General features: G+C 72.5%; 22 protein-coding genes and 1 tRNA gene. 5 read left to right on the top strand and 18 right to left on the bottom strand.

What is annotated here, in order from left to right; all coding sequences use genetic code 11:
- Positions 1 to 44: 44 nt before the first annotated feature.
- From OF852_RS06535 to OF852_RS06575, 9 genes are all read right to left on the bottom strand, one after another.
- Entirely contained in the window at positions 45 to 2591 is a 2547-nt protein-coding gene (locus OF852_RS06535) for a transglutaminase-like domain-containing protein (RefSeq protein WP_271120991.1), read from the bottom strand.
- Entirely contained in the window at positions 2588 to 3898 is a 1311-nt protein-coding gene (locus OF852_RS06540) for a DUF58 domain-containing protein (protein WP_271120992.1), read from the bottom strand. The genes OF852_RS06535 and OF852_RS06540 overlap by 4 nt, the downstream gene beginning before the upstream one ends.
- The gene (locus tag OF852_RS06545; protein ID WP_271120993.1) at positions 3895 to 4863 is read right to left on the bottom strand and encodes an AAA family ATPase; all 969 of its coding nucleotides are present in this window, start codon (positions 4861 to 4863) and stop codon (positions 3895 to 3897) included. The genes OF852_RS06540 and OF852_RS06545 overlap by 4 nt, the downstream gene beginning before the upstream one ends.
- A 52-nt stretch (positions 4864 to 4915) precedes the next feature.
- Complete coding sequence (locus OF852_RS06550) at positions 4916 to 10468, bottom strand: Ig-like domain-containing protein (RefSeq protein WP_271120994.1); 5553 nt, start codon at positions 10466 to 10468, stop codon at positions 4916 to 4918.
- 91 nt (positions 10469 to 10559) lie between these two features.
- The gene (locus tag OF852_RS06555) at positions 10560 to 11270 is read right to left on the bottom strand and encodes a hypothetical protein (RefSeq protein WP_271120995.1); all 711 of its coding nucleotides are present in this window, start codon (positions 11268 to 11270) and stop codon (positions 10560 to 10562) included.
- Complete coding sequence (locus OF852_RS06560; RefSeq protein WP_271120996.1) at positions 11267 to 12946, bottom strand: serine/threonine-protein kinase; 1680 nt, start codon at positions 12944 to 12946, stop codon at positions 11267 to 11269. Before OF852_RS06560 ends, OF852_RS06555 begins: the two co-directional genes overlap by 4 nt.
- The gene (locus OF852_RS06565) at positions 12943 to 14403 is read right to left on the bottom strand and encodes an FHA domain-containing protein (protein WP_271120997.1); all 1461 of its coding nucleotides are present in this window, start codon (positions 14401 to 14403) and stop codon (positions 12943 to 12945) included. The genes OF852_RS06560 and OF852_RS06565 overlap by 4 nt, the downstream gene beginning before the upstream one ends.
- 14 nt (positions 14404 to 14417) lie before the next feature.
- Positions 14418 to 15260: a PP2C family protein-serine/threonine phosphatase gene (locus OF852_RS06570; protein ID WP_271120998.1), complete on the bottom strand. Its 843-nt coding sequence runs from the start codon at positions 15258 to 15260 to the stop codon at positions 14418 to 14420.
- Positions 15261 to 15313: 53 nt separating this feature from the next.
- On the bottom strand, positions 15314 to 16315 hold the full coding sequence (locus tag OF852_RS06575; RefSeq protein WP_271120999.1) for a TerC family protein: 1002 nt from the start codon (positions 16313 to 16315) through the stop codon (positions 15314 to 15316).
- Positions 16316 to 16506: 191 nt separating this feature from the next.
- Between OF852_RS06575 and OF852_RS06580 the strand changes: the two genes are divergently transcribed.
- Positions 16507 to 17187, top strand: a complete 681-nt coding sequence (locus OF852_RS06580) for a TIGR00645 family protein (protein WP_271121000.1) — start codon at positions 16507 to 16509, stop codon at positions 17185 to 17187.
- A gap of 80 nt (positions 17188 to 17267) precedes the next feature.
- Here the strand turns inward: OF852_RS06580 and OF852_RS06585 are convergent, their stop codons facing one another.
- The 8 genes from OF852_RS06585 to OF852_RS06620 form a co-directional block, all read right to left on the bottom strand.
- Positions 17268 to 18347 carry an HAAS signaling domain-containing protein gene (locus OF852_RS06585; protein ID WP_271121001.1) on the bottom strand — a complete coding sequence of 360 codons (1080 nt, stop codon included), beginning with the start codon at positions 18345 to 18347 and terminating at the stop codon, positions 17268 to 17270.
- A complete protein-coding gene (locus OF852_RS06590; RefSeq protein WP_271121002.1) occupies positions 18344 to 18700 on the bottom strand; it encodes a PadR family transcriptional regulator in 357 nt (118 codons plus the stop codon). The genes OF852_RS06585 and OF852_RS06590 overlap by 4 nt, the downstream gene beginning before the upstream one ends.
- A 96-nt stretch (positions 18701 to 18796) precedes the next feature.
- Complete coding sequence (locus OF852_RS06595; protein WP_271121003.1) at positions 18797 to 19009, bottom strand: hypothetical protein; 213 nt, start codon at positions 19007 to 19009, stop codon at positions 18797 to 18799.
- Positions 18993 to 19451, bottom strand: a complete 459-nt coding sequence (locus OF852_RS06600; protein ID WP_271121004.1) for a hypothetical protein — start codon at positions 19449 to 19451, stop codon at positions 18993 to 18995. Before OF852_RS06600 ends, OF852_RS06595 begins: the two co-directional genes overlap by 17 nt.
- 37 nt (positions 19452 to 19488) lie before the next feature.
- Positions 19489 to 19773, bottom strand: a complete 285-nt coding sequence (locus tag OF852_RS06605; protein WP_271121005.1) for a hypothetical protein — start codon at positions 19771 to 19773, stop codon at positions 19489 to 19491.
- Positions 19766 to 20488: a hypothetical protein gene (locus OF852_RS06610; RefSeq protein ID WP_271121006.1), complete on the bottom strand. Its 723-nt coding sequence runs from the start codon at positions 20486 to 20488 to the stop codon at positions 19766 to 19768. The genes OF852_RS06605 and OF852_RS06610 overlap by 8 nt, the downstream gene beginning before the upstream one ends.
- 163 nt (positions 20489 to 20651) lie before the next feature.
- Positions 20652 to 20727, bottom strand: a tRNA-Glu gene (locus tag OF852_RS06615).
- Positions 20728 to 20791: 64 nt separating this feature from the next.
- The gene (locus OF852_RS06620; RefSeq protein ID WP_271121007.1) at positions 20792 to 21727 is read right to left on the bottom strand and encodes a diacylglycerol/lipid kinase family protein; all 936 of its coding nucleotides are present in this window, start codon (positions 21725 to 21727) and stop codon (positions 20792 to 20794) included.
- Positions 21728 to 21803: 76 nt separating this feature from the next.
- On the opposite strand from OF852_RS06620, the gene OF852_RS06625 reads away from it, so the two are divergent.
- From OF852_RS06625 to OF852_RS06635, 3 genes are all read left to right on the top strand, one after another.
- A complete protein-coding gene (locus tag OF852_RS06625) occupies positions 21804 to 22448 on the top strand; it encodes an MBL fold metallo-hydrolase (protein WP_271121008.1) in 645 nt (214 codons plus the stop codon).
- Positions 22449 to 22478: 30 nt separating this feature from the next.
- Positions 22479 to 23429, top strand: a complete 951-nt coding sequence (locus tag OF852_RS06630) for a siderophore-interacting protein (protein WP_271121009.1) — start codon at positions 22479 to 22481, stop codon at positions 23427 to 23429.
- A 119-nt stretch (positions 23430 to 23548) separates the two neighbouring features.
- Positions 23549 to 24448 carry a DNA-methyltransferase gene (locus tag OF852_RS06635; RefSeq protein WP_271121010.1) on the top strand — a complete coding sequence of 300 codons (900 nt, stop codon included), beginning with the start codon at positions 23549 to 23551 and terminating at the stop codon, positions 24446 to 24448.
- A gap of 30 nt (positions 24449 to 24478) precedes the next feature.
- Here OF852_RS06635 and OF852_RS06640 read toward each other — a convergent pair whose 3' ends face one another.
- Positions 24479 to 25795, bottom strand: a complete 1317-nt coding sequence (locus OF852_RS06640) for a glycosyltransferase (protein ID WP_271121011.1) — start codon at positions 25793 to 25795, stop codon at positions 24479 to 24481.
- Positions 25796 to 25842: 47 nt separating this feature from the next.
- Here OF852_RS06640 and OF852_RS06645 point away from each other — a divergent pair, with 47 nt between their 5' ends.
- Positions 25843 to 26520 (top strand): TetR/AcrR family transcriptional regulator, encoded by a 678-nt coding sequence (locus OF852_RS06645; protein WP_271121012.1) that lies wholly within the window; start codon positions 25843 to 25845, stop codon positions 26518 to 26520.
- Positions 26521 to 26557 lie beyond the last annotated feature (37 nt).

The following is a 26557-nucleotide window of genomic DNA, read 5'->3' on the forward strand; positions in this document are numbered from 1 at the left end:
AGCGCTCCCTCCGGGTCTCCCGGATGGCTCCGGGTGACGCGAGCCTACCGGCTGCCCTCGCCCGGGCGGATGATCGTCGCCTCCTCGGCGTCGCCGACACCCGCCGGTGCCGCCGCGGCGACGAGCGGATCGGGTCGGGCGGGCGCCGGCGCGGCAGCCGCCCCGGCGGGGGTCCCCCGGCGGCGCAGCTCGCGGTCCGCCCGCTGCGCGAGACGCGACCCCCAGCTCCGCACGGAGCTGAGCCGGTAGCGGCTCACGATGCGGCGGCCGCCGGGCAGCGCGGACTCGGTCTCGTCGAGCCGGGTCATGGCGTCCGTCCAGAGCGCCTCGACCTCCTCCGGCGGGATCTCCCGGCCCGAGAACACGGCGGCATCCGCGCGCGTCGCGACGGGGGCGACGTCCTGCCCGTCCGGCAGCTGCGGGCGCAGGTAGGCGGCGACCATCCCGCGCGTCGAGCGCTCGGGGAGCTCGTAGCCGAGCTCGTTGTAGCGGTCGGCCAGCTCGTCCCACGCGCCCGCGGCGGCCGCATCCCCGGTCGCGGCCTCGCGTCGACGGCGCATGCGGCGCGCCTTGATCGCGCCGATGACGAGCAGCGGCACGAAGACGATGGCGAGCGGGATGAGGATGGCGCCGGCGACGATCCAGACCCAGCCGGGGATGCCGAAGAGGTCGTCGTCCTCCTCGTCGCCCTCGTCGATGTCGACGGCGGAGACGAGGTCGTCCTGCTCGGTGTCGGTGCGCGGCGGCTGGCGGACCTGCGGCTGCGGCTCCGTCTTGGGCTTCGGGACGGTGTCGGTCGGCGGGTCGATGCGGTCGGGGGTGGGGAAGAACGGCACCCAGCCGACCCCCTCGAAGGCGACCTCGACCCAGGCGCTGACGTCGTCGCCCGTGACCTGGACGGGGCCGGTCTCGCCCTCCTCGATCTCGGGGGCGAAGCCGAGCACGACCCGCGTCGGGTAGTTGAGGCTCCGCGACATGAGCGCGAACAGCGAGGCGTACTGCTCCTCGTCGCCGACCATGGCGGAGGTCTGGAGCATCTCGTTCATGCGGTCGGCGGCGTGGCCGGCGCGCGAGGGGGACTGCCCGGCGCCCTGCCCGCGGCTGTAGTACCCGTTCGCGGTGAGGTACTGCTGCATGGCGCGCAGCTTCGCGATCGGCGTCTCCTCGCCCGCCGTGAGGTCGCCGGCGAGGGCGACGACGGGGTCCGGGTTGTTGATGACGGAGGCGGGCGCGAAGGCCGCCGTGGGGACCTCCTGGAGCTCGCTGTCCTCGGGCTCGACGGCGACGCCGCCCCGCAGGGTGTAGGCATCTCCCGGCTCGAGGCCGGTCGTGAGGACGGTCGTGCCGGTCGCGGCGTTGTAGCGGAGGTCCTCGCGCGAGGGGTCGCCGGCCACGAAGTCGAGGGCGCTGGTCGTGCCGACCTCCGGCACCCACACGTCCTGATAGCCCTCGAGGATCTCGATGCGCAGCTCGGCCTGCGTCTCCTCGCCGACCGCGTCGGGGCGCGGGAAGCGCGACCCGATGAGCTGGAAGGAGCCGGAGCCCTCGAGCGCCTGCTCGGAGCCGGCGACGCCCCAGAGCACGCCGTCGTAGGTGTCCATGGCCGCGATCCGGAGCCGCTCGCCCGGCTGGAGGCCGTCCACCTGCATCACCGGGGTGTCGGGGTCGCGCGTGTACTTGCGGAACCCGGCGAGCGGGCTCGGGTAGTCGAGCGGGTCGAAGGGCGGCTGGATCTCCTCGCGGAGCACGAAGCGGTTCTCGGCCGGCGGGGTGAGGAGGATGCCGCCGCCGGCCCCGATGACGGCCGCGGCCGCGACGACCGCGACCGTGCCGAGGATCTTGCGGCGCACGACCGTCGTCGGCGCGGCGAGCGCGATCCGCGCGTGCTCGCGGCGGTTCCAGCCGAGCCAGACGAGCGCGATGACGCCGAAGCCGATGCCGCGCGCCGCCGCGAAGACGGGCTCGTCGGTGCCGAGCAGCACGCCCGTGATGTAGAGCGCGATGGGCCACACGAGCACGAGCGCGGCGCGGATGGCGGCGGTCCGCCGGCTGGGGCGCCAGCGCACGACGAGCGTGATCGACATGACGGCGACGAGCCAGCCCGAGACGTACGGGACGGCGTAGACGTAGGCCGGCAGCTCGACGGGCGGGCGGAGGGTGAGGATGTCGGCCCAGCCGAAGACGGGACCGACCGTGAGGTCGGAGAGCGAGTCGACCGAGGGCAGCACGAACGCGATGCCCTCCGCGGGCAGCGCGATCGGCGTGCCGAGGAGGTAGTAGGCGAGGATCGCGACGGCGGCGGTCAGCGGCACCCCGAAGCCGAGCCGGGCGGAGAGGATCGCGACGGCGGCGCCGACGAGGAGGCCGCCCATCCCGACGATGAAGTAGGTCGCCTCCTCGAAGGCGGTGCCGAGGCCGATCATGCCGAGCACCGCGAGCACGAGCACGACGGCGATGTCGACCCAGGCCCGCGCGGAGCGGAAGACGGCGCGCGCCTCCTCGGATCCGCCGGAGCGGGTGCCGGGCGCGCCCGGCGCGCCGGGGGTGCCGGCGGCGGTCTGCTCGGCGGCGGGTGCGGTCGCGGTGCTCACAGGATCCTCCGGATGAGGCGGGGCAGGTCGGAGAGCTGCCCGAGCGTGACGATGCGGAGCGCCTTCACGTAGTTGAGGCGGGCCGGCTGCCCGAGCTCCGCCCGGAATCCGACGGTCTGGGTGTCGGGGCCGAAGAACTGCTCGACGCCGCGCAGGTCGCGGCTCGTGATGCCGGATCCGCCGACGACCATCGCGAGGCTCGGCCGCGGGAGGCGGCGGGTGGCGTCGCGCGCGTACTCGCGCAGGCTCCCGTGCCGGCTCGAGCCGAGCTCGAGGCGGCAGGTGTCGTCGAGGAGCGTCGTCGGGGTGTGGACGCGGAGCGACAGGTCCTCCGCGATGACGTCGGCGGGCGTCGAGTCGCCGATGATGCGGATGCCGAGCGAGGCGAGCACGGAGACGGCGAGCTCGAACTCGGCCTCGTCGGCGTAGTGGCGGCGGTCGGTCGAGAAGAGCAGCACGACCTGCGAGCGGCGGGTCTCCTCGAACTGCTTCACCATGAGCTGGCCCGTGCGGGCGGAGGTCCGCCAGTGCACGGAGCGGAGCGCGTCGCCGGGCTCGTAGGAGCGCAGCGCGTGGAAGGAGATGTCGTCGTTCGTGACGGTCTTCGAGACCGCGCCCTCGATGTCCCGCACGAGCCCGGCCGCGCTCGGCTCGAGGCGCGCGATCTGCGGGTGCACGAAGAGCTCGACGGGGTCCGACCAGCGCACGGTGCGCCGGAAGAGCCCGAGCTGGTCGCCGCGCACGGAGACCGCGGGGCCCGCGACGATGACGGCGCGGCGCTGGGTCGGGACGGCGAAGAGCTCCTCGTGCTCCGCCTCCGGCTCGAGCGGCGGCACGATGAACTCGGCGAGCCCCTGCCCGACGGGCAGCTCGAAGCGGCTCGGGGCCGTGCGGCGCGGCGCGGTGCTCTGCACGGTGAAGCGGCCGAGCGCGCGCTCCCCCGCCGTGACGCGGCGCGGCGTGAGCTCGATGCCGACGCGGAAGGAGGCCCGGCCGATGATGAAGATCGCCGCGACGAGGAGTCCACCGACGAGCGTCGCGCCGAGGAAGACGAGCTCCTGCCAGCCGAGCACGAGCCCCGCGACGAGGGAGGCGGTGCCCGCGACGAGCACGAGCCAGCCGATGCCGCTGACGACCGCGAGCACGGGCTGCACGATGCGCCACCCGGCGAGCACGAGGTAGGCGAGCACGCGGAGCCCCCGCCAGATCGTCTTCCCGAGCGGGGCGAGGAGCTCGCGCAGGCTCACGAGGACGCGCAGGATGCCGGGTCGCGCCCGGTTCCAGAGCGCCGTGAGCCGCGCGATCATGCGGCGCGGTAGCTGGGCGGCTCGATCCCGATGACGATCGAGGTGACGATGTCCTCCGCCTTCGCGCCCTGGAACTCGGCCTCGGGGTCGACGATGAGGCGGTGCGCGAGCACCGGGACGGCGAGCTCGCGGATGTCGTCGGGCGTCACGTAGGTGCGGCCCTTCGAGAGCGCCATGGTCTTCGCGGCGCGGGCGAGCGCGAGGGAGCCGCGCATGGACGCCCCGAGCACGATGTCGGCGTGCGCGCGGGTGCCCGAGACGATCGTGTTGAGGTACTCCATGACGGACTGGTCGACGAAGGCGTCGGCGGCGAGCTCGGCCATGCTCGCGACCGAGTCGGCGGCGATGATGGGCGAGATCCGCGAGGCGCGGGCGCGGTTCGAGGCGTCCATGAGGAGCGTCACGCTCGTCGCGTCGTCGGGGTAGCCGAGCGAGGTCTTGATGAGGAAGCGGTCGAGCTGCGCCTCGGGAAGCTTGTAGGTGCCCGCCTGCTCGACCGGGTTCTGCGTCGCGATGACGACGAAGGGGCTGCCGACCTTGTGGCCGACGCCGTCGACCGTGACGACGCCCTCCTCCATGACCTCGAGGAGCGCCGACTGCGTCTTCGGGCTCGCCCGGTTGATCTCGTCCGCGAGGACGACGTTCGCGAAGATCGGCCCCGGGTGGAACTCGAACACGCCCTTCGACTGGTCGAAGATCGTGACGCCCGTGACGTCCGAGGGCAGCAGGTCGGGCGTGAACTGGATGCGCGAGTTGGTGCCGTCGAGCGTGTTCGCGATCGACTTCGCGAGGACCGTCTTGCCGGTGCCCGGGTAGTCCTCGAGCAGCACGTGGCCGTTCGAGAGCATCGCGACGAGCACGAGTCGGATCTGGTCCTTCTTGCCGAGGATCGCCTTGTCGACGTTCTCGACGAGCTTCTCGAAGGCGTCGGCGAACCAGGTCGCCTGCTCCTGCGTGACGGGCACGGGTGCTCTCTTTCGTTCTCGGTGACGGTCCGGTGTCAGCGCGTCGCGCTCATCACCAGGAGTTGAAGGGGAGGTTGTTCCAGTCGGGTCGACCGGAGATGGACGCCACGGTGTTGCCGTCCAGGCTCACCGAGATGGTCTCGTTGGACTGCCGGATGCCGTAGTGCCGCAGCGCGATCTGCACGCGACCGCTGCCGTCCGCGCCGACGTTGAGGGTCGACGCCGCGCTCGGCGAGTCGCCGGTCACCCAGGACCGGGCGGCGTAGCTGCCCGGCTGCCAGTCGGTCACGACGATGCGCACCTCGGCGCAGCCGGACCCGCCCGAGCCGCAGCTCCGCGACGGCCCCTTCGCGATCCGGGCGCTCGGCGTCCGGTTCTCGGGGGTGACCGTGTTCGAGGTGACCGGGTCGCCCGTCACGCCGTTGACCACGGCGCGCACCTGGAAGTTCGTCGGCTGGCCGAACGGGGCCTGGTACTGCGAGCCGGAGTTCCGGTTCTGCCATCCCGCACCCCAGTTGGCCTGGTACTGGACGCCGCCGGCGCCGTTCGCGGTCGCGCCGCCCCAGGTCATGGTGATGTTGTTGTTGCCGACGCCGTTGGTGGAGGCGGTCGGGTTCGACGGGGTGCCGGGCACCGGCGTCACGGCGTTCGAGGTGGGGCTGTAGCCGCTGGTGCCGCCGACCGTCCGAGCCTGGACCCGCACGCTGTGCGCCGTGCCCACCTGCCGCTGGACCGTCACGCTCGTCTGGGTGCCGGCGACGTTCTGCGTCTGCCCGTTGTTCCAGGTCAGCGTGTACGTGTCGACGGGCCGGCCGTTGCCGTTCGCGGCACCCCACTGCACGGTCATGCGGCCGGAGCCGTCGCGCGCGGGCGCGCCGATGGAGGCCGAGGGCGGCGCCGCGGGCACGCCATAGGGGTTGCCGTTGGCGCTCTCCGGCGAGGCCGTGCCGTTGCCGAGCACGTTGCGCGCCGTCACCGTGAAGCGGTAGTTGGTGCCGTTCGTCAGCCCGCTGATGCGCTGCTGCGAGGTGTTGGGGCCGACCGTCATCGAGCCGCCGCCGGTCCAGCGGATCGTGTAGTCGAGGATCGGCTCGCCGTTCGTCGCGGGCGTCTGCCAGCTGATGACGATCGCGCGATCCTCCTCGCTCACGATGTCGGGAGCGGGGGGCGCGTCGGGCACGTCGCGGACGTTGACGAGGAGGCGGCCCTGGACGTGCCGGTTCGGGTCCTTCGTCGCATCCTCGACCGTGTAGACGACCGAGACGACGCCGATGAACTGCGGGCCCGGCGAGACCGTGACGCCGCCGTCGGGCTTCCAGTCGAGGCCGGCCGCGCTCTCGCCCGCGTTCTCGACGCTCGCGGCGACGAGGCGGAGGGGCTGCCCCTGATCGCGGAAGGGGTTGTACGCGCTCGCCAGGACGTTGTGGCTGATCGGGCGGGAGCGCTGCGCCTTGATCTCCTCCTCGACCGGCTGCGCGAGCGGCCGCGTCGAGGCGACGACCTGCACGTTGATCGTGCCCGGCACCTCGAAGTCGCGGTAGCGCAGCGTGACCTCGAAGGTCGCGGAGGCGCCCGGCTGCACGCCGAAGTCGGCGGAGGCGCTGATGGTCGTGCCGTTGAGCCCGCCCTTGATCTCGCCGGTCGCGCCGCGGAATCCGCCGTAGCTGACCTGGCTCACGACAGCGGGGTTCTTGTGGCTGGTCGCGTCGCGGAGGTCGAGCTCCTCCGAGCCCTCGCCCGCCTCGATCTGGATCTCGGCGGTCGTGAACTCGGGCGGCAGGTCGCGGAACTCGGGGTCGCCGACCGTGATCTGCATGGTGAGCTCGTCGCTCAGCCCGTTCGGGTCCTTCTCGTCCTTCCCGTCGGTGACGGTGAAGGTGATGGCGGCCTGGCCGCGGAAGTCCTTCTCCGGGGTGAAGCGCAGCGAGTTCTCGTCCACCGCGACGCCGGTGCCGGCGGTGCCCTGCACGCGGTTCGGGGAGATGATCCTCGCGTCCTTGCCGGAGGGCACGAAGACGATGTCCTCGAGATCCCACGCGATCTCGCCGTTCATGTCGACGACCTGGCGCTCGAGGTCGTCTCGGAGCCGCGGCGGCAGGATCTCCTCGGGCTCCTCCTGCGGCGGCGTCACGATGAAGGCGGAGGCCGTGAGCGACTCGTCCTCGGGGTCGGTGACGGTGTACGTGACGGCCTTGCGGGTCTCGCCCGGCACGACCGAGATGATGCCGTTCTCCTGGTCGAGCGTCGCGCCCCCCGCCCCGGGGCCCGTGACGTCGACGAGGAGGTCGGCGTCGCGACCGTTCGGGTTGTTCACGAGGTTCCGGATGCGCACGGGGATCGGCGTCGAGCCGTCGACCTCGTCGCGCGTCACGTAGTAGTCGTCGGCCGTCGGCGGGATGAGCGGCGCATCCTTGTCGACCGTGACCATGAGGAACGCGTCGTCCTTGCCGCCGTGGCCGTTGTCCACCCGGTACCGGACGGCGAAGACGCCCTCCTCATCGGGCGCCGTGACGATGACCTTCGCGCCCTCGACCTCGGCGACGAGGCCCGTGTCGATCTCGAGCAGCTCCTCCTCGAGCCTCAGCTCGTACGCGTTCGGGTCGGAGTCGTTCTCCATGACCTCGACGGAGGAGACCTTGCCCGGCCGGATCGCGATCCGGTCGTCCTGGGCGCGCGGGTTCGCCCGCTGGTCGGGACGCGGGATGATGCCCACGGAGATCTCGCCGCGCGCCTTGAGCCCGCCCGCATCCTCGATCTCGTACTCGAAGGTGTCGGTGCCGGTGGCGTCCGGGTTCGCCTCGTAGACGAAGTGCGTCGGCCCGTCCTCGGCGATGCGGCCGAGCGAGGGGGAGCTCGTGATCGCGTTGAGCACGACCGAGTCGCCGTCCGGGTCGACGCCCTCGAGCGGCACGTCGATGCGCACCTGCGAGTCGGTGAAGGTGCGCGCCGTGAGGGTCTCGGCGAGCGGCGGCACGTTCTCGTCGTCGCGCGGGACGACCGCGAAGGTCACCTTGCCCGTCGCGGACTCGCCGAAGTCGTCCGTGACGCGGTACACGGCGCTGTACTCGCCGGGCTCCTCGGGCGCCTGGAACCGCACCTGCTCGCCGTTGACGAACGCGACGCCGCCGCCGAGGTCGTCGTCGGCCTCGAGCTCGGGCGAGAGCGTCATCTGCACGCGGTCGGGGTGGAAGTCGTTGTCGAGCACGTCGACGCTCGCGATGTCGCCCGCGCGCACCTTGCGGCGGTCGTCGACCGCGACCGGCGGCTGCCGCTTCACGATGGGGGCGACCGGCACGACGGTCACGCCCGCGACGGCCGTCTCGGTGCCGTCGCTCACGGTGTAGGTGAACTGCGTCTGCTCGGTGAGCGCGTTGCTCGAGGAGACGCGGATGAGGGTGTTGTTGATGAGCTCGACCGAGACGGCGTCGTCGGTCATCGAGGTGTCGAGGCTCTGCACGCCGAGCACGAGGTTCGCGGGCGAGACGTCGTTGACGAGCGGACGGACCGTCGTCGTCTCGCCGGCGCGGAGGAACGCGGAGTCCTTCACCGCGACCGGCCCGGACTGCACGCCGCCCTTCTCGCGGACCTCGACGCGCACGAGGCCCTTGCTCGAGTTCGCGCCCGCGGCGAGCGCGTACTCGAAGTAGAACGGCCCCGGCTTCACGGCCGTGACGGTGATCTTGTTGCCCTCGAGGTTCGGCTCGACGGTGAGGTCGCCCGGCACCTCGTCGACGCCCGTGAGCTCGAGCGGCCGGCCGGAGGGGCTCTGGTCGTTCTTGAGCGGCTCGAAGGTGAGCGTGTCGCCCGCGAACATCTCCACGTAGTCGGGCGTGCCGATCGGGTTGAGCGAGCCCGAGGGCTGCACGTCGACCGTGAGCTCGCCGCGCGAGCGCTCCTGCCCGTCGGAGATGACGTAGGCGACCGTCTTCTCGCCCGGCTGGCTCGAGGAGTGCGTGAAGGTCACGAAGCCGTCGGGCGTGAAGCGGACGTCGTCGGCGGAGGCGGGCACGGCCGACTCGAGGAACATGTCGTCGCCGTCGGGGTCGAACCAGTCGACGAGCACGTTGTAGTCGACCTTCTGGCCGGCCTCCACCGTGATGGTCGCGTTGCGCACCGCCTTGGGGGCGGCGTTCTTGGTCTCGGGGACGATCTGGATGCGGATGTTCGCCTCGGCGACGCCCGTGCGCCCGTCCTCGACCGTGTACCGCACGTTCGCGACGCCCGACTCGGCGGTGCCGGGCGTGAACTGGAGCGCCCGCCCGCCGTCGATGTAGTCGAGGCGGCCGATCGTCTCCGGCATCTCGGAGAAGTTCGTGACGACGAGCACGTCGCCGTCGGGGTCGGTGTCGTTGTCGAGCACCGGGAGGATCGTGGTGCGGCCCGGGCGGACCCCGTACTCGTCGTCGCGCGCGATCGGGTCGCGGTTCACCTCGGTGCGCTCCGCGAGGGTGTCCTCGAAGGTCTGCTGCGTGGACTTCTCCTCGCCCTCCTCCTCGTCGGTCTCCTCGGGGGGCGTGATCTCATCCCAGTTGTCGACGAGGCGCAGGGTCTGGTTGATGATCCAGGCCTCGCCCGTGATGAGGTTGTTGAGCGCGATGACGTTCCGGTTCACGCGGAACTCGAGCGGCGTGCCCACGGTCGGCTGCTCGATCGTGATCGCCTGCGGCTCGGCGTCCTCGCAGGCGTAGAGGTAGCGCTGCGCGTCGGCCCAGGCGCCGTGGAGGCAGCCCTCGAGCGCGACCGGGCGGGAGACCAGCTCGGGGTCGGTCTGCGCGGGGATGTCGGCGGGGATCGCGGTCGCCTCGCCGCCGGCGAGCGGGACCTGGAGCAGCCCGTCCGACATGGCGACGAGCACCTGCTCCGAGGCGTCCCCCGGCTGCTGGAGGTGGATGGCGTCGCCCTCGAGGTCCTCGGTGCGGCCGTCGGCGAAGATGAGGCGGTCCGCCTCCGTGTCGAGCACGACCGGCTCGTCGCCGACGAGGGTGAGCTCGTGCTCGGCGGGCAGCTCGAGCTCGCGGACGACCGGCTCCGCGGTGGGGCCGTCCCAGGTGAGGAGGGTGCCCTCGGCGGGCGAGGTCGCGGCGACCGTGCCGAGCCGGCCGGCGACCGTCAGGCCGCCCTCGCCGAGCTTCGCGATCGGGTCGACCGAGGTCGGGTCGAGGCTGAGCTCGTTCGAGACGTCGGTGATCCAGACCCCGACCTCGGAGCCGCCCGAGATGACGAGGGTGGTGCGCCCGAGCGAGACGCGCGCGTCGGCCGGCATGTCGGTGCGCTGGATGAGCGTCGCGCGCGCCGGGTCGATGCGCTCGAGGGTCGCGTTCTGGCGGTCCTGGAGGAATACGTCGCGGCCGTCCTGGTGCACGTCGAAGTCGGGCGAGGCGGTCTGCACGCCCGCCGTGAGCTCCTCGATCTGGCGGTTGAGCTTGCCGGCCGCGCCCTCCTCGCTGTTCGTCACCCAGACATCCCGCGAGGTGAGGTCGACGTCGGAGACGGGGAAGCCGTCGTGCAGGAGCGCGATCGTGACGGGGATGCCGGCGAGCAGCGCGAGCGCCGTCGCGGAGGCGACCTGCTTGCGGGCGCGCGGCCAGCGTGTCAGGAACGGCACAAGCTCCCCCAGGGGCCCTTCGATCGGAGACGTCAGCTGCGACCGGGTAAGCGACCGGTGCCGGATAACGGTAACAGAATCTGTGCACCGCTCAAGATGGGGAGCGCTCCCCGGCGGCCTCGTCGAGCAGGGGCAGATCCTCCGGCCCCACGAGCCGCGTCGCGACCGCGTACTCGACGAGCCGCGCGCGCCGATTCGTCGCCAGCTTGCCGGGGCCGCCGCGCAGTCCGTCGACCCCGATCTTGTCGAGCTTGTCGCAGACGTTGTCGAGCTTGCGGTTGAAGGTCGTGAGCGGCCAGTTGATGCGGGCCGCGGCGTCCGCCGAGCTCGGGATCGGGTTGCGACCCGGCTCCGACTGGCGCAGCACCTGCTCGGCGAGCGCGACGACGAGCAGGCGCTGGCTCGCCGTCAGCGTCACGGGCATCATCGTCGTCGTGATGCCCTCGTCGTCGTCGAGCCGGGGACCGGTCTCGTAGACCTCCGCGTCCGGGTGGATCGTGAAGTCGTAGGTCGTCGAGCCGGCGCTGAAGATGACCTCCATGCGCTCGAACACGATCGGCAGCTTCGCGCCCGGCGCGAGCCAGGCCTGCACCTGGCCGAGCCCCGCCGAGACGGTCGCGGAGAGCCGCGAGCCGACGTTCACCAGCCACCAGAGCCCGTTCTCGTGGACGATCCGGAGGAAGACGCGGTGCAGGTAGGGGTTGTCGTCGACGACGAGGTCCGAGCCCCGGCCGATGCCGAAGGGCTTCTCGGGGTCGACGTCGTACCACTCGCCGCAGTACTCGACACGCAGTGAGGTCATTCGGGATCACAGCTCCTCATGGGGACGGGCGAGGTGCGTCCGGCGCGCAGCACGACCACGTCGATGCAGACGCGGACCCCGGGACCGGGGCGCTCGACCTCGACCTGCGGCTCGGACAGGGTGCGCTTGGCATCCGGCTCCTCGGCCGGCGACCAGAGGAAGGCGTCGCCCTCCTGCGGCTCCGGGTTCTCCCAGGTGAAGACGACCCGGTCGTCGCCCCGCGGCTCCGAGCCGAGGAAGCGCGGGGAGGGCGGGGCCGTGTCGGGTGGGACGACCGCCGGATCCGTGGTCCCCGGCTGCTCCGGCTCGACGCCCCCCGCCTGATCGCGGGTGCCGCCGCCGAGCACGAGGGAGAGCGCGATGCCGCCCGCGAGCAGCACGAAGGCGGCGGCGATCGAGAGGCCGATGACGAGGCCGCGCCGGCTGCCCGGCTCGCGCGCGGGCGCCGCCGCCGGCGCAGCGGGTGCGCCGGGGCGGACGCCGCCGAGCAGGGAGTCGCCCGGTCGCATGACCGTCTGCTCCCCCGCCTCCGCGAGATCCGGCCGGTGGATGACGGGCGACTCGGGCGAGACGCTCGGCATCTGGCGCAGGGAGGTCTCGGCGTCCGCGGGGGCGGGCGCGGCGGGCGCGCGCGCCGCGGGGGGCGAGCCGATCGGCGCGCTCGGCTGGGCGGCGATCGTCGGCACCTGGCGGAAGCTCGTCGCATCCGGGTCCTCGCCGTCCTCCTTCGCCTCGATCGCGTCGTGGACGATGAGGTTCGGCACGTCGATCGAGGTCGGCGCGTAGCCGAGCTCGAGCTCGACGCGCTGGAGGGCGCGGGCGAGCTCGATCGCCGACTGGTAGCGCTCCGAGCGCCGGCTCGCCATGCCCTTCGCGAGGACCGCGACGAGCGAGCGCGGCACGTCCTGCCGGTCGAGCGGCGAGACGGCGCCGCGCTCGATGCGGCCGATGAGGTCGAGGACGCCGTTCGAGCGCCCGCGGATCTCGAAGGGGGTGCGGCCCGCGAGGAGGGTGAAGAGCGTCGCCGCGAGCGAGAAGACGTCGCTGCGGGCGTCCGGCTGCGGCCGCTCGTCGAACATCTCGGGCGGCGACCACGGGACGCTCATCCCGACCGACTGGCTGCCCGTCCCGGAGCCCGTGTCGGCGATCGCCCCGGCGGTCGTCGTGTGGACCGGGAGCTCGTCGTCGATCGTCGAGGCGATGCCGAAGTCGGTGAGCGCGGGCCAGCCGAAGTCGTTCGAGAGCACGTTCGCCGGCTTGATGTCGCGGTGGAGGATGCCGGCCGCGTGGGCGGTCGCGATCGCGCCCGCGAGGCGGATGCCGGTGCGCAGCACATCCGGGACGGCGAGCGGCTCGCGCTTGTAGCGCTCCGCGAGGCTCGGGCCCGAGGCGTACTCCATCATGAGGAAGGGGCGGCCGTCGGTCGAGACGTCGGCGTGGAAGATCGTGACGATGTAGGGATGCGCGCTGAGCTGCGCCATCACGTTCGCCTCGTCGACGAAGGCGCGGCGCGCGGAGTCGTCGAGGCCGTCGGCGAGGAGCACCTTCACCGCGACGAGGCGCTTCGGCAGCTGCTGCTCGTAGAGGAAGACGTCGGCGAAGCCGCCGGAGCCGAGGAGGCGCTGGAAGGTGAGCCCGGGCAGCTCGGGTGGCGTCGACGCCACCCGGCGGCTCACGCGCGCTCCCGCACGGTGATGACGACGCCGCCGCCGAGGTCGATGAGCGTGCCGCCGAGCACCGCCGCGGGCTCCCCGCCGCGGAGCTGCTGCGGCGACTTGCCGGGGAGCGTCACGACCGTGCCGTTGCGGGAGTTGAGGTCGGTCACGACGACCGTGTCGCCCTCGAGCGCGACGCGGACGTGCGTGCGCGAGACGTCCTGGTCGTCGCTGATCGCGACGAGGCGGGGCAGGCGGCCGCCGGACTCCTTCGAGACGGCGGGCGCGCGGCCGATCACGACCGGCTGGTCGAGCGCCTCGACGCGGCCGTCGGCGAAGACGAGCTCGTAGCGGTGCGGCTGGACGAGCACGGGTGCGGAAGCCGGCGCGCCGGGGGCGGCGGCCGGCGGCATCCCGGTGCCGACCATGCCGGGCGCGGGGGCGGTCGCCGGTGCCGGATCGGCGCCGGGACCGGCCGCGGCGGCGGCGGCGCGGCGGCGGATCTCGGCCACGTCGGCGCTCATGATCGTGAAGCCGTCGTGGTCGGCCGCGCCCGCATCCGGCTCGCCCTCGCCCACCGCGACATGGCGGACCACGGTGCTCTCGAGCTCGTCGAGGTCATCGGCCAGCGGCTCGGCGGGCTCGGTCGACCGGCCCGGCTCGCGGACGATCGTGCGGTCCTCGATCTCGTCGGCGGGCTCGGGCTGCCCGGAGGCCTCCGTCTCGGGGGCCGCCGTCTCGGGCGCCGCCTCCGTCTCGGACTCGGACTCGGGCTCGGACTCGGCCGGCTCGACCATGGTGTGCTCGGGGAAGGACTCCTCCGCGGACTCGGGCTCCGGCTCCGCCGCGGGCTCCGCCTCTGCGGCCGGCTCCGGCTCCGCCTCCGGCTCGGGCTCGGGCTCAGGCGCCGGGTCGTCCACGACCGCCGGCGCCGGCTCCGCCTCCGGCGCGACCTCGACCGGGTCCGGCGTCGGCCCCGGGGCAGGCTCCGGCGCGGCGGCCGCCGCGGTCTCGGCCGCCGGCTCCGCCGCAGCCGGGTCGACACCCGCGATGACCGCGCCCGCGGCCCAGGCGGCACCCGATCCGAGCGGCAGCATCGTCTTCGCCTTGAGCTCCTGCGGCGACTGCACGGCGAGCGCCCGCACGCCGTCGACGCGGTCCTCGCGCCAGGTGGAGCGGCCGGTGCCCTCGAGCAGCACCGCGCCCGACTCCGTCTCGAGCTCGACCGTCATCCCGCCGCGGACGATGCAGCGCACATCCGTCTCCGACTCGGGCACCACGATCGCGAACTCGGGGGTCGCGGCGAGCCCCTTCGAGGTGAGGAGCCCGAGCAGGGCGCCCACGGCATCCCCCTCGCGGAGCGCCGCCGAGAGCCCCGCGGGGTCGGCGGCGGTCTGGCCGGTCGCGACGAGGACGAGGCGGCCGCCCTCGGTCACGAGGAGGTGGCCGCCCGGGCGGCCGGGCAGGTATCGGATCATGCTGCGCTGCTTCCTCACACCCTCGGCCGCGTGTCCTCGAAGCGCTCCGCCGTGCGCGAGAAGCGGTCGACGGTGTCGCTCGCCGCCGCCTCCCGGTTCACGGACTCGAGCAGGACCACGGTCACGTTGTCGCTTCCCCCGGCGGCCTCCGCGGCGCCGACGAGCGCCTGCGCGACCGTCGGGTCGTCGGCCGAGCCGCCGTGGCCCGCCAGGATGTCGGCGATCTGCTCGTCCTCGAGCTCCTTCGTCAGGCCGTCGCTGCAGAGCAGGAAGGCGCGGCTCTCGGTCGCCGGGAGCATCCACACGTCCGCATCCACGGTCGACGTGCCGCCGATCGCTCGCGTCACCACGTTGCGGTCGGGATGCCGGCGCGCCTCCTCCTCCGTGATGTGGCCGGCCTCGACCAGCTCCTGCACCACCGAGTGGTCGACGCTGAGCTGCTCGAGACGACGGCCGTCCCAGGCGTAGATGCGCGAGTCGCCGATGTTGAAGGCCATCCAGTAGGCGTGGCCGCCGAGGGCCGTCACGAGGGCGACGCCCACGAGCGTGGAGCCGGAGACCACGTTCGGGCCGTCCGCCGCGGCCAGTGCGCGCACGCGGTCGTTGGCGTCGCGGATCGCGTCGATCACGTCCTCCGGACCGATCGGATCCTCGCGCGCCGCGAGCTCCTCGAGCGTCAGCGCGATCTCGCGGCTCGCGCGGTCGCCTCGCGAATGCCCGCCCATGCCGTCGGCGATCGCGAAGACCGGATGCGCGTCGACGAAGGCGTCCTCGTTGACGGCGCGCACCATCCCGACGCTCGATGCGGAGGAGCTGGCGACGCGCAGCGTCGCACCCTGGATGTCGACCTCGATCATGGTCGCGCGCCCACCCCCGATCTCATCCGCCGGAGCACGTGGGCATCACGCTATCAAGGGTTCGAGCGCGACTCGGCTCTCTCGTCGATCCGGAGCTTCACGAGGCTCGCGATCACGGCGACCGCCATCGCCCCGATGATGACCCCGAGGGAGACGAAGGTGTCGATCTCGGGCGCCCACTCGACGTGCCGACCGCCGTTGATGAACGGCAGCTCGTTCTCGTGGAGCGCGTGGAAGAACAGCTTCACGCCGATGAAGGCGAGGATGAAGGCGATGCCGTACTTGAGGTAGGCGAGCTTCTCGACGAGATCGCCGAGCAGGAAGTACAGCTGCCGCAGGCCCATGAGCGCGAACACGTTCGCCGTGAACACGATGAACGGGCTCTGCGTGATGCCGAAGATCGCCGGGATCGAGTCGATCGCGAAGACGAGGTCGGTCGTGCCGAGGGCGATGAAGACGACGAGGACCGGCGTGAAGACCTTCCTGCCGTCGACGACGGTCCGCATCTTCCCGCCGTCGTACTCGTCGGTGATCGCGATCCGCTTGCGGAGGAAGCGGATCAGGAAGTTCTCGCGCTGCTCGTCGTCCTCGCGGCCCGAGAAGGCCTGCTGCGCCGCCGTGAACAGGAGGAACAGGCCGAAGATGTAGAAGATCCAGCTCAGGTTCTCGATGAGCTGCGCGCCGATCACGATGAAGATCCCGCGGAAGATCAGCGCCAGGATGATGCCCACCATGAGGATCTCCTGCTGGTACTTCCTCGGCACCGCGAAGTTGGCCATGATCAGCAGGAACACGAAGAGGTTGTCGATCGAGAGGCTGTACTCGGTCAGCCAGCCGGCGATGAACTGCCCCGCGTGCTCCGCATCCCCCAGCCACAGCATGAGGCCGGCGAAGACGAGCGCCAGCGTCACGTAGAAGCCGATCCACAGCGCCGACTCGCGCGTCGAGGGCACGTGCGGGCGGCGGTAGGCGAGGAACACGTCGGTCGCGAGGATCAGGAGCAGCACGATGTACGTGCCGATCTCGAACCAGAGGGGCAGGGCGAGCTCAGTCACGGGAGATCCTTCTGAGAGGTGAGGCAGGCTGAAGACTCGACAGTCTCTCCCCCGCGACGGCTCTCGCCGATCGCGACCGCATCCCGGGACCGCATCATCGGGGTCCGTCCTGACGGGATGCGAGGCACGGGATACTCCCTCTCGCTTCCGCCTATCCTAGTGCTCCACCCCACATCCAGGAGCGCACACGCATGCCCGAGTTCCGCCCGCCCCGCACCGGACAGATCGCGATCGGCTACTTCATCTTCTTCAGCCGATGGCTGCAGGCGCCGCTCTACCTCGGGCTGATCGTCGCGCAGCTCGTCTACGTCGTCGTCTTCATGGTCGAGCTCTGGCACCTCATCGAGGAGGTCGTCGCCGACCCCGCCCACATCAGCGAGGCCACGGTCATGCTCGCCGTCCTCGGGCTCATCGACGTCGTCATGATCGCGAACCTGCTCATCATGGTCATCATCGGCGGCTATGAGACCTTCGTCTCGCGCATCGACCTCGACGGCCACCCCGACCAGCCCGAGTGGCTCTCGCACGTCAACGCGAACGTGCTGAAGGTCAAGCTCGCGATGGCGATCATCGGCATCTCGTCGATCCACCTGCTCAAGACCTTCATCGAGGTCGGGGACCTCGGCGCTCCCGGCGCTGCCAGCGACACCGTCACGGGCGAGAACTACACGGGCGACGGCGTCTTCTGGCAGGTGATGATCCACCTGACCTTCATCGTCTCGGCGCTCGCACTCGCCCTCATCGACAAGTGGTCGCTGAAGCCCCACCTCGCCGCCGCCTCGGGCGTCTCGGCAGCGGGCCCGGCCGAGCCCTCCCAGCCCTCCCCGTCGGACCGCACGACCGCCGTCGGCTCGAGCCAGCCCCGCCCCTGAGGTGGGTTTCTCCGCATTCGCCGCGCGGATCCCTCCGGCGAATGCGGAGAAACCCACATGGCGGGGCAGGGCAGGTGGCGTCAGCCCTTCGGCGAGGGGCGCGGCGTCGCCTCGAGCTTCGGCACGCCGTCGGCCGTCATCGGCTCGGCCGCGGCCTCGGCCTCGTGCCCGGCGAGCGGGCGGACCATCCGGAACGGCAGCATCGCGTCCTGGCGCCGCGCGTTCGGGCGCAGGGTGCCGTCGTCGGCGAGCGCGCTCTCCCGCACGTGCTGCAGCGGGTAGACGTTCCAGCCGTCGCCGCCGGGCACGTCCTCGCTCGGCACGAGGATCGCGTTGTCGGGCGCCCACAGGTAGCCGAGGTCGTCGGGGTAGCGGTTCGTGGCGAGCGGGTTGCCGTCCTGGTCGAAGAGCTGCACGTTCTCGAGCGGCTTCCCCTGCGCGTCGTAGGCGAAGATGTTCGACACCTCGGTGCCGCCGTTCGTCATGGCGATCGACTGCGCCTCCATCATCCCGACGTCGTAGTAGGCGTTCGCGGCGCTCGTGGTCTCGTTGATCGAGGAGATCGTGCCCGCGGCGAGGAAGGGCAGCGCGATCGCGGCGGCCGCACTGACCGCGACGAGGGCGCCCCGCATCCAGCGGAACGGCATCCACCGACCTCGCCCGAGCTGGACGCTCACGAGCACCGCGGTGCCGACCACGACGACCTTCCAGAAGGTGATCGGCTGGTCGCCCCACGAGGAGGTGAGCACGACCGCGATCATGCCGACGACGAGGCCGCGCAGCACCCACCAGACGGGGCGCAGCGAGAGGAGGAGGTCGCGGCTCCAGCGGAGCGCACGGCCGAGGCGGGACGAGGTCTCGACGTCGCTCGCGACGAGTGCCGCCAGGCGGTCGCGCAGGCGCCGGCCGGCCGCGACCGGACCGCGCGCCCGCTCGACACGCGGCGGGAGGCCGGCGGCGGCGCGCAGCTCGGCCGCGTAGACGATCGGATCGCCGAGGTCGGCGCCGCCCTCGTCGGCCCGCTCGAGCAGGTCCGCCTCGAGGCCGTCGACGAGCTCGTCGACCTCCTCGCGAGGCAGGTCGGAGAGCGCCGAGCGCACCGCGGCGGCGAAGCCGGCGATCTCGCTCGGCAGGTGGACGGTGTCGGGCATGGCGCTCATCGGGTGGCTCCGATCTTGGGGAGGGCGGTCTCGGGCGGGGCATCGAGCAGGCCCGCCATGGTCGCCGAGAAGGCGGCGAAGTCGGCGCGCTGCGCGGCGAGCATGGTGCGCCCCTCCGCGTTGATGCCGTAGTACTTGCGGTGCGGGCCGCCGTCGCTCGGGACGACGTAGCTCGAGAGCGCGCCGGCGCCATAGAGGCGCCGCAGCGTCCCGTACACGGAGGCGTCGCCGACCTCCTCGAGCCCGGCGGCGCGCAGCCGCCGCACGATGTCGTAGCCGTAGCCGTCCTCATGCTGGACGGCCGCGAGCACGGCGAGGTCGAGCACGCCCTTGAGCAGCTGTGTGGTGTCCATCCGCGGACCTCCTTCCGCGATGGACACTACTACGGAATGCGCACTACCGCGAGACGCGCCACACCGCCCGGGTGTCGCATGCATCCCTCGCCCGGATCACGGGCCTCCCCGCCGCCACCGGGAACGGCGGAGCGAGGTGAGGAGCGCGAGCAACGGCACGGCGAAGGGCGCGAGCAGCACGAAGAGCAGCAGCAGCTCGAGCACGACGCCGCCGATCAGCCAGCGCGTCAGGGTCGGATCGGTGCGGAGGTCAGGGTCGACGCGCGGCGCCGACCCGACCCCCGCTGCATGGTCATCGCGGTCGACCATCCTCGTTACGGCGCCGCGCTCGCGCCGCTCGGACCGCGGTCGAGGTGAGGCCGAGCACCGGAGAGGCGACGAGGAGCAGCAAGCTCATCCACACGTCCTCCGGACTGGCGACGTTGTTGAAGGCGGCGATCACGATACCCGCGCCGATCCACCCCATGACGTCCCCGGGCGTCAGCAGGCGCCGCTCGATCGCGTCGACGTCGAGCCGCTCCGCGGGCGGCGGCACCGGCGCGGCCGGCAGAGGCGCGGCCGGCACAGCGGCGCCCCGCCGCGCGCGAGCCGCACGGGATGCCGTCGCCGCCAGGCTCACGGCGGGCACGCCGATCAGCAGCACGAGCAGCGACCAGCCGGCCTCGGGGTCGACGACCCGCGCGAATGAGGCCATCACGACGCCGCTCCCGGCCGCGACGAGCACGTCGCGCACTCCGATCAGCGGACCCATCGTCGCTCCCCCACATCGCTCTCGGACTCGAGGCCGCTCACGGCCCGCCGGACCCGTCGTCGGGGATGAAGAACCCGGTCCAGTCGATGATGAACGGAGCCACGACCACGTAGGCGATGATGACCGCGAGCACCCATAAGACTGCAAGCCGCCACCGGGACCGGTGGAGCGGGGTGAGGAGCGCCAGCAACGGCACGGCGAAGGGCGCGAGCGGCACGAGGAACAGCAGCAGCTCGAGCACGACGCCCCCGATCAGCCAGCGGGTGAGGACCGGGTAGACGCGGAGGCGATCCGCCGCGTCCTCGTCGCGCAGCTCAGCCACCGATCTTCCACTGCTTGACGGCGCCCGTTCGGGACATCTGGTAGTGCATCGCGACGCCGAGCGTGATCGGGCTGCCCTTGAACAGGATCTGCGCATCGAATCGGTAGTACGCGTCCGCCGCGGCAGCGGCCTTGGGCTTGGTGCAGCGCACCGGGGTGATCACCCATCCGATCGCCCACGAACCCTCCGTGTGGCAGACATGGCGTCCGGTCTTGCCCCGGTAGCTGGCGACCCAGGCTCGCGAGCCGTCCCAATAGGTGCGCCCCTCGTGCCGCTCCCAGTTCGATGCTCCCCAGTAGGTCTGCACCCAGGTCCTCGAGCGGATGGCGCCGCTCGCGGCCGCGGCGGCGGCGCGCTCGGTCTCCGCGACGGACCAGCCGAGCGACGCCGCCTCGTCCCGGATCTCGATCGCGCTCGCCGTCTCGACCGGCCCCTGGCTCGTGACGAGCGTCGCCGAGCAGAGCTCGCGCGCCTCCGCTGCCGAGCCGTCGGCCTCGATCACCTGGTCGGCACAGCCCGGGATCTCGGTCGATTCGACCAGGGTCGTGCCGGCGCGCGCCACGCTCGGGCCGAGCACACTGGCCGACCCGGCCGGCTCCGCCGAGGCAGCGATCGGCGCCGAGCCGACTCCGAGCGTCGTGACGAGGAACAGCGCAATGGCCGGTCGGCGCGTGCGATGCGCGACCAGAGGAGCGAGAAAGCGCAAACGCGACATCGAAAGCCTCCACGAGAACCTATTTCAGTTCATGGTAGACGCGTCCGTGCCGGGCTCGCGGAAGCAATCCATGCCTGTGGAGAACCGCGGGCGCGCGATCAGCGCAGCCCGGGAACAGAAGAAGCCCGGTCAGGAACTGACCGGGCTTCGACGTGCTGCAAGGTGGTGACCCCAGCGGGATTCGAACCCGCGTTACCGCCGTGAGAGGGCGGCGTACTAGGCCTCTATACGATGGGGCCTCGCGACAACCGTTCGAGTATGCCACATGCCGAAGCGCTCTCCCAAATCGAGGCGGGGCCCGGCTCACGCGAGGACGCGGAGCGCTCCCGGCACCAGCTCGACGTCCACCGGGAGGGGCGCGAAGCGCTCGCCGTCGCCGTACGCGGCGACCCCGTCGGCCTCGATGCGGACGCGGCGCGCGCGCTCGATCCGGACGGCCGGATGCGAGACGTGGGTGCCCTTGAAGACGCGCGGGAAGAGCCGGAGGAAGCGGCCTCGCGACAGCGGCTCGACGATCATCACGTCGAGGAGTCCGTCGTCGAGGCGGGCGTCGGGCGTGATCCGCATCCCGCCCCCGAGCGACTGGCCGTTGCCGAGGGAGACGAGGCTCGCCTCCGTCTCGATCTCGCGCCCGTCGAGGGTGAGCCGGTAGCGGATGGGGCGGAGCCGCGCGAGCTCGACGAGCAGCGCGATGATGTAGCGGCTCGCGCCCTTCGGATGCTCCATGCGGTTGGCGCGCTCGTTCACGATCGCGTCGAAGCCGGCGCTCATGGCGCACGCGAACCAGCGCTCCCCCGTCTCGCGGGTGTCGGCGTGCGACCAGCTCGCGCGCGCCGCGTCGATGACACGCGGCGGCCGCTGGAGCGCCCCCAGCAGGTGGCGGATCGCGGCCTCCGTGTCGTCGTGCGGGATGCCGAGGGCGCGCGCCATGTCGTTGCCGGTCCCGGAGGGCACGAGGCCCAGCGGCACCTTGGTGCCGGCGACGAGCCCGGCGCCGAGGTTCACCATCCCGTCGCCGCCGACGACGATGAGCGCGTCGGGCCGGCGGCGCACCGCCTCGCGCGCGGTCGCGACCGCCTGCTCGTAGTCGGGCTCGGTGATGCTCTGGACCTCGTGGCCGCTCGCGCGGAGCGTCCGGACGAGCGCGGGCCCGATCGCCCGGGTCGAGCCGAAGGAGGCGTTCGGGTTGATCGCGACGACGACGCGCTTCGGCTTCGGCTGCGGCTCCCGTGACGGCATGCGCCGATCATGGCATCAGCTGAGCCTTCGAGCCGGGCACCGCGCGCGTCCGGGTCGCGGGAGTAGCGTCAGCGCCATGCAGATCACGAAGCACGAGCACGCCTGCCTGGTCCTCGAGAAGGCGGGACGCCAGATCGTCATCGACCCGGGCGGCTTCTCGACGCCCGTCACCGAGTCGGGCGCGGTGGTCGCGGTCGTGATCACGCACGAGCACCCCGATCACTGGACCCCGGACCAGCTGCGCCGCATCGTGGAGCGCAACCCCGGCGTCCTCGTCGTCAGCACCGCCGCCGTGGCGTCCGCCGCCGCGGCCGAGGGCCTCGAGGTCCGCACGGTCCACCCGGGCGAGACGGTGGAGGCCGGCCCCTTCTCGCTGCGCTTCCTCGGCGGGACGCACGCCGAGATCCACTCCTCGATCCCCCTCGTCGACAACGTGGCGGTCCTCGTCGACGGCGAGCTGCTGCACCCGGGCGACTCGTTCACCGTGCCGGAGGACGTGGCGGTCGGCACGCTCGCGGTGCCGGCGAGCGCGCCGTGGATGAAGATCGCGGAGGCGATGGACTACGTGCGCGCGGTGCGCCCCGCGCGCTCCTTCGCGATCCACGAGCTCGTGAACTCGCAGTTCGGCAACCAGATGGCCTTCGAGCGCATCCGGACGATGACCGAGGAGGCGGGCGGCGAGTTCTTCGGCCTCCAGCCCGGGGAGACGCTCGACGTGTGACCGATGCCCGGGATGTGTCAGACTTAGGTAATGCTTACCTACGCCGACGACGTCCCGCTCGTCCGGGAAGATCGGCCCAGCTACCGCTGCTACACCGTGCGGGTCGCCCGCATCCAGCGCCTCGCGCCGCACTTCGTCCGCGTGACCTTCACGGCCGACGAGCTGCGCTGGATCGGGACCGACGCGCAGGATCAGCGCATCAAGATCGTGTTCCCGCTCGAGGGCGTGCTCCACGACTTCGGCCAGCACGAGGACAACGAGAGCGGCAACATCTGGTACTCGCGGCTCCGCGAGATGCCGCTCGAGCAGCGCAACCCCTTCCGCACCTACACCGTGCGCGGGGCGCGACCCGCCGACCGCGAGCTCGACGTCGACTTCGTCAACCACGGCGACGAGGGCCCCGCGGCGCAGTGGATCAACCGGGTCGAGCTCGGCGACGAGGTCGTGGTCGTCGGCCCCGACGCGCGCAGCCTGCACTCCGCGGGCGGCATCGACTGGCGTCCGGGGCCGGCGACGCGCGTCCTGCTCGCGGGCGACGAGACGGCCGCGCCCGCCATCTGCGCGATCCTCGAGGGCCTGCCCGAGCACGTGGCGCCCGTCGCCTTCATCGAGGTCCCGAGCGCCGCCGACGCGCTCCCCCTCAGCCGCAACGCCGAGCGCGTCACCTGGATCGCGCGGGACGGGGCCGTGCACGGCGAGCGCCTCGAGGCGGCCGTCCGCGACTTCACCGCGAGCCACCGCGAGCTCCTCGCCCCCGCGCTCCGCGAGGTGCCCGAGGAGGTGGCCGAGGTGGATGTCGACGTCGAGCTGCTCTGGGACTCCCCCGTGGACGCCGGCGCCGACTTCTACGCCTGGCTTGCCGGCGAGTCGAGCGTCATCAAGACCCTCCGCCGCCACCTCGTGACGGAGCTCGGCATGGACCGCCGCCAGGTCGCCTTCATGGGCTACTGGCGGGCCGGTCGGGCCGAGGCGCAGGAGTAGCTGCCGCGTCGCGCACGGTCGCCGGCGGCCGGCGGCCGGCGGCCGAGCCCGGGGCCCGGATCCTGCGGCGAGCGGCAGGGTGACCCGGCCGCGCCCGACCCGCGATCTAGGCTCGTGCCATGACCGCCGCCGCCCCGCCGAGCTGGAGCCCCGAGGGCCCCGATCTCGTCATCCGCGGCGACAACCTCCCCGTCATCGAGACGCTGCCGGACGGCGCCTTCCAGCTCGTCTACCTCGACCCGCCCTTCAACACCGGACGCCAGCAGGTGCGGCGCACCATCTCGACCGTCCGCTCGGCGACGGGAGGCCGGGTCGGCTTCAAGGGGCGCAGCTACGAGACCGTGAAGGGGCTGGTCAGCGCCTACGACGACCGCTTCGACGACTACTGGGCCTTCCTCGAGCCGCGCCTCGAGGAGGCCTGGCGGCTCCTCGCCCCCGACGGCACCCTCTACCTGCACCTCGACTACCGCGAGGTGCACTACGCGAAGGTGCTGCTCGACGCGCTGTTCGGCCGCGAGTGCTTCCTCAACGAGATCATCTGGGCCTACGACTACGGCGGGCGCGCGAAGTCGCGCTGGCCCGCGAAGCACGACAACATCCTCGTCTACGTCAAGGACCCGGAGCGGTACCACTTCGACAGCGCCGCGGTCGACCGCGAGCCCTACATGGCCCCCGGGCTCGTCACGCCGGAGAAGGCCGCCCTCGGCAAGCTGCCGACCGATGTCTGGTGGCACACCATCGTCTCCCCCACGGGCCGCGAGAAGACGGGCTACCCGACGCAGAAGCCCGAGGGGATCCTGCGCCGCATCATCCAGGCCTCCAGCCGCGAGGGCGACTGGGTGCTCGACTTCTTCGCCGGCAGCGGCACGACGGGCGCCGCGGCGCGCGCGCTCGGTCGGCGCTGCGTGCTCGTCGACCGGAGCGCGGAGGCGGTGGAGGTCATCCGCCGCCGCCTCGGGGACGGCACGCCGGATCGCCCGGTCGTCTACGCGGAGGACGCCGCCGAGCTCGCCGGGTAGCGCGGGCCATGGCGCTCGGCGACCCGCGGCTCAGCGCCCGCCGGAGTCCGCGCCGCCGACCGTGATCGACTCGAGCTCCTCGCGGATGAGCTCGAGGGGCTCCACGCGACGCATCGCCTCCGCGATGGCCTGGGCGCGCTCGCGGTGCCCGCTCCCGTCGACGACGGCGCGCACCGCATCCCCGACGGCGTCAGGAGTCGGGCGGGCGGTGCGCAGGTTGACGCCGACTCCGAAGAAGTCGACGCGCGCGGCGACCTCCGGCTTGTCCTCGGCGCCGGGCGCGACGACGAGGGGGACGCCCTGCCGGAGGGCGAGGAGGACGGTGCCGTACCCGCCGTTCGTGACGAGCGCGCCGAGGCGCGGCAGGAGCAGGTCGTAGGGCAGGAACTCGGCGGCGCGCGCGTTCGACGGCAGCTCGCCGAGAGAAGCGATGGGCGCGCCGCCGGTGCTGACGACCACGTGCCCGTCGAACCCGGCGAGCCCGTCCAGCGTCGGCCGGACGAGCGAGGAGAAGTCGCCGTTGTCGACCGTGCCCTGGGTCACGTGCACGATCGCGCGCCCGTCGTCGAGCTCCGGCCACCACGCGGGCAGGGGCGGCGCCTCGCGGGAGCGGCTCGTGTCGAGCGCGCCGACGAAGCGCACGCCGGGGGCGAGGTCGCTGAGCGGGTACTCGAACTCGCGGGGGCCGAGCTGCAGGAGGCGGTCGAAGCGCCCGGACAGGTCGAGGATGAAGGGGAAGTCGGCGGGAAGCGGCGTGCCGGTCGCCTCCAGGTAGCGGCGCCTGGCGAGCTGCTGCGTCGGCCGGAACACGAGCTTCGTGACGAGGAGGTTGAGCGCGCGGTTGCGGAGCCGGCCGAGCGGGGTCGAGGACGGCGCGAGCGCCATGCCGGCCGGTGCGGCGTCGCGGGTGAGCTGCGCGAGCGGCCCGATCCCGAGCGCGGCGACGGCGGGCCGCCGACCCCGCGGCCGGGTGAGGAGCGGGACCACGCCGGCGAAGAGGTGGTCGACGACGACGGTGTCGACGGCGGCCCGGTCGAGGATGGCGCTGACGCCGGCCCACTGCTCCGCCATGGGGTGGATGAAGGTGTGCTGAAGCTGGTACTGCGAGAGCGCGACCCCGCGGTAGCGGTCCATGTCGGGCAGGTAGGCGGCGAGGTCGCGCTCGTCGAAGTCGGCACGTCCGGGGAGCGGCTCGAACTCGAGGCCCGCCGCCGTGACGGCCTCGGCGAAGCGGGAGCCGGTGAGCATGATGACGCGGTGCCCCGCCTCGGCGAGGTGCCGCGCGGCGGCGATGAGCGGCGCGACGTGGCCGTAGAGCGGCGTGCTCGCGAAGAGGAACGTGGCCATGTCGTCTCACAATCTCGTTGGATGTCGAATCCAACTAGAATTCAACCATGACCGAGGATGATCCGCGCACCCCGAGGCGCTACGACGCCACGGCGCGCCGGGCCCGCGGCGAGCGGGAGCGCGAGCGCACCCGCGCCAGGATCCTCGACGCCGCGGCCGGGCTGCTCGTCGAGCGCGGCTACGCCGGCACCGCCATGAGCGCCGTCGCGCACGCGGCGGGCGTCTCCGTGCAGACCGTCTACCTCGCCGTCGGGGCCAAGCCCGCCCTGCTCCGCGCCGTCGCCGCCCGCGCCGTCCTCGGGGGCGACGGCGGCGGGAGCGTCCCGGAGCTCGACTGGGCGGCGCGGCTCGCGGCCGAGCCCGATCCGCGGGCGCAACTCCGCATCCTCGTCGCGGAGCTCGTCGCCCTCGCCGAGCGCGCCGCGCCGCTCTGGCGCGTGACCGCGCGAGCCGCGATCGAGGACCCCGAGCTCGCCGCCGAGATGCGCGAGCACGAGTCCGGCCGACGCCGCGACCAGGAGGCGCTCGTCGGCATGCTGCACGGGCTGCGGGTGCCGCCTGAGCGCGCGAGCGACATCGTCGGCGGCCTCCTCAGCCCCGAGCTCTGGAACGCCTTCGCCGTCGAGCGCGGCTGGAGCCGCGACGAGATCGAGGAGCTCGCCGTCGACATGCTCTCGGCGCTGCTGCTCCGAGCGGATGCGCACGAACGAGAAAAGCCCCGCTGAGCGGGGCTTTCATGTGGTGCAGGTACTGCGCTTGATG

It is taken from the genome of Homoserinibacter sp. YIM 151385, assembly GCF_027912415.1.
Classification (GTDB): Bacteria; Actinomycetota; Actinomycetes; order Actinomycetales; family Microbacteriaceae; genus Schumannella.

What these genes read in the sequence shown, in the direction of transcription:
- OF852_RS06540 (WP_271120992.1), bottom strand. Translation starts at nt 3,898, where the DNA reads ATGATCGCGCGGCTCACGGCGCTCTGGAACCGGGCGCGACCCGGCATC.
- OF852_RS06555 (WP_271120995.1), bottom strand. Translation starts at nt 11,270, where the DNA reads ATGACCTCACTGCGTGTCGAGTACTGCGGCGAGTGGTACGACGTCGAC.
- OF852_RS06565 (WP_271120997.1), bottom strand. Translation starts at nt 14,403, where the DNA reads ATGATCCGATACCTGCCCGGCCGCCCGGGCGGCCACCTCCTCGTGACC.
- OF852_RS06570 (WP_271120998.1), bottom strand. Translation starts at nt 15,260, where the DNA reads ATGATCGAGGTCGACATCCAGGGTGCGACGCTGCGCGTCGCCAGCTCC.
- OF852_RS06580 (WP_271121000.1), top strand. Translation starts at nt 16,507, where the DNA reads ATGCCCGAGTTCCGCCCGCCCCGCACCGGACAGATCGCGATCGGCTAC.
- OF852_RS06585 (WP_271121001.1), bottom strand. Translation starts at nt 18,347, where the DNA reads ATGAGCGCCATGCCCGACACCGTCCACCTGCCGAGCGAGATCGCCGGC.
- OF852_RS06590 (WP_271121002.1), bottom strand. Translation starts at nt 18,700, where the DNA reads ATGGACACCACACAGCTGCTCAAGGGCGTGCTCGACCTCGCCGTGCTC.
- OF852_RS06595 (WP_271121003.1), bottom strand. Translation starts at nt 19,009, where the DNA reads ATGGTCGACCGCGATGACCATGCAGCGGGGGTCGGGTCGGCGCCGCGC.
- OF852_RS06600 (WP_271121004.1), bottom strand. Translation starts at nt 19,451, where the DNA reads ATGGGTCCGCTGATCGGAGTGCGCGACGTGCTCGTCGCGGCCGGGAGC.
- OF852_RS06610 (WP_271121006.1), bottom strand. Translation starts at nt 20,488, where the DNA reads ATGTCGCGTTTGCGCTTTCTCGCTCCTCTGGTCGCGCATCGCACGCGC.
- OF852_RS06620 (WP_271121007.1), bottom strand. Translation starts at nt 21,727, where the DNA reads ATGCCGTCACGGGAGCCGCAGCCGAAGCCGAAGCGCGTCGTCGTCGCG.
- OF852_RS06625 (WP_271121008.1), top strand. Translation starts at nt 21,804, where the DNA reads ATGCAGATCACGAAGCACGAGCACGCCTGCCTGGTCCTCGAGAAGGCG.
- OF852_RS06630 (WP_271121009.1), top strand. Translation starts at nt 22,479, where the DNA reads ATGCTTACCTACGCCGACGACGTCCCGCTCGTCCGGGAAGATCGGCCC.
- OF852_RS06635 (WP_271121010.1), top strand. Translation starts at nt 23,549, where the DNA reads ATGACCGCCGCCGCCCCGCCGAGCTGGAGCCCCGAGGGCCCCGATCTC.
- OF852_RS06640 (WP_271121011.1), bottom strand. Translation starts at nt 25,795, where the DNA reads ATGGCCACGTTCCTCTTCGCGAGCACGCCGCTCTACGGCCACGTCGCG.
- OF852_RS06645 (WP_271121012.1), top strand. Translation starts at nt 25,843, where the DNA reads ATGACCGAGGATGATCCGCGCACCCCGAGGCGCTACGACGCCACGGCG.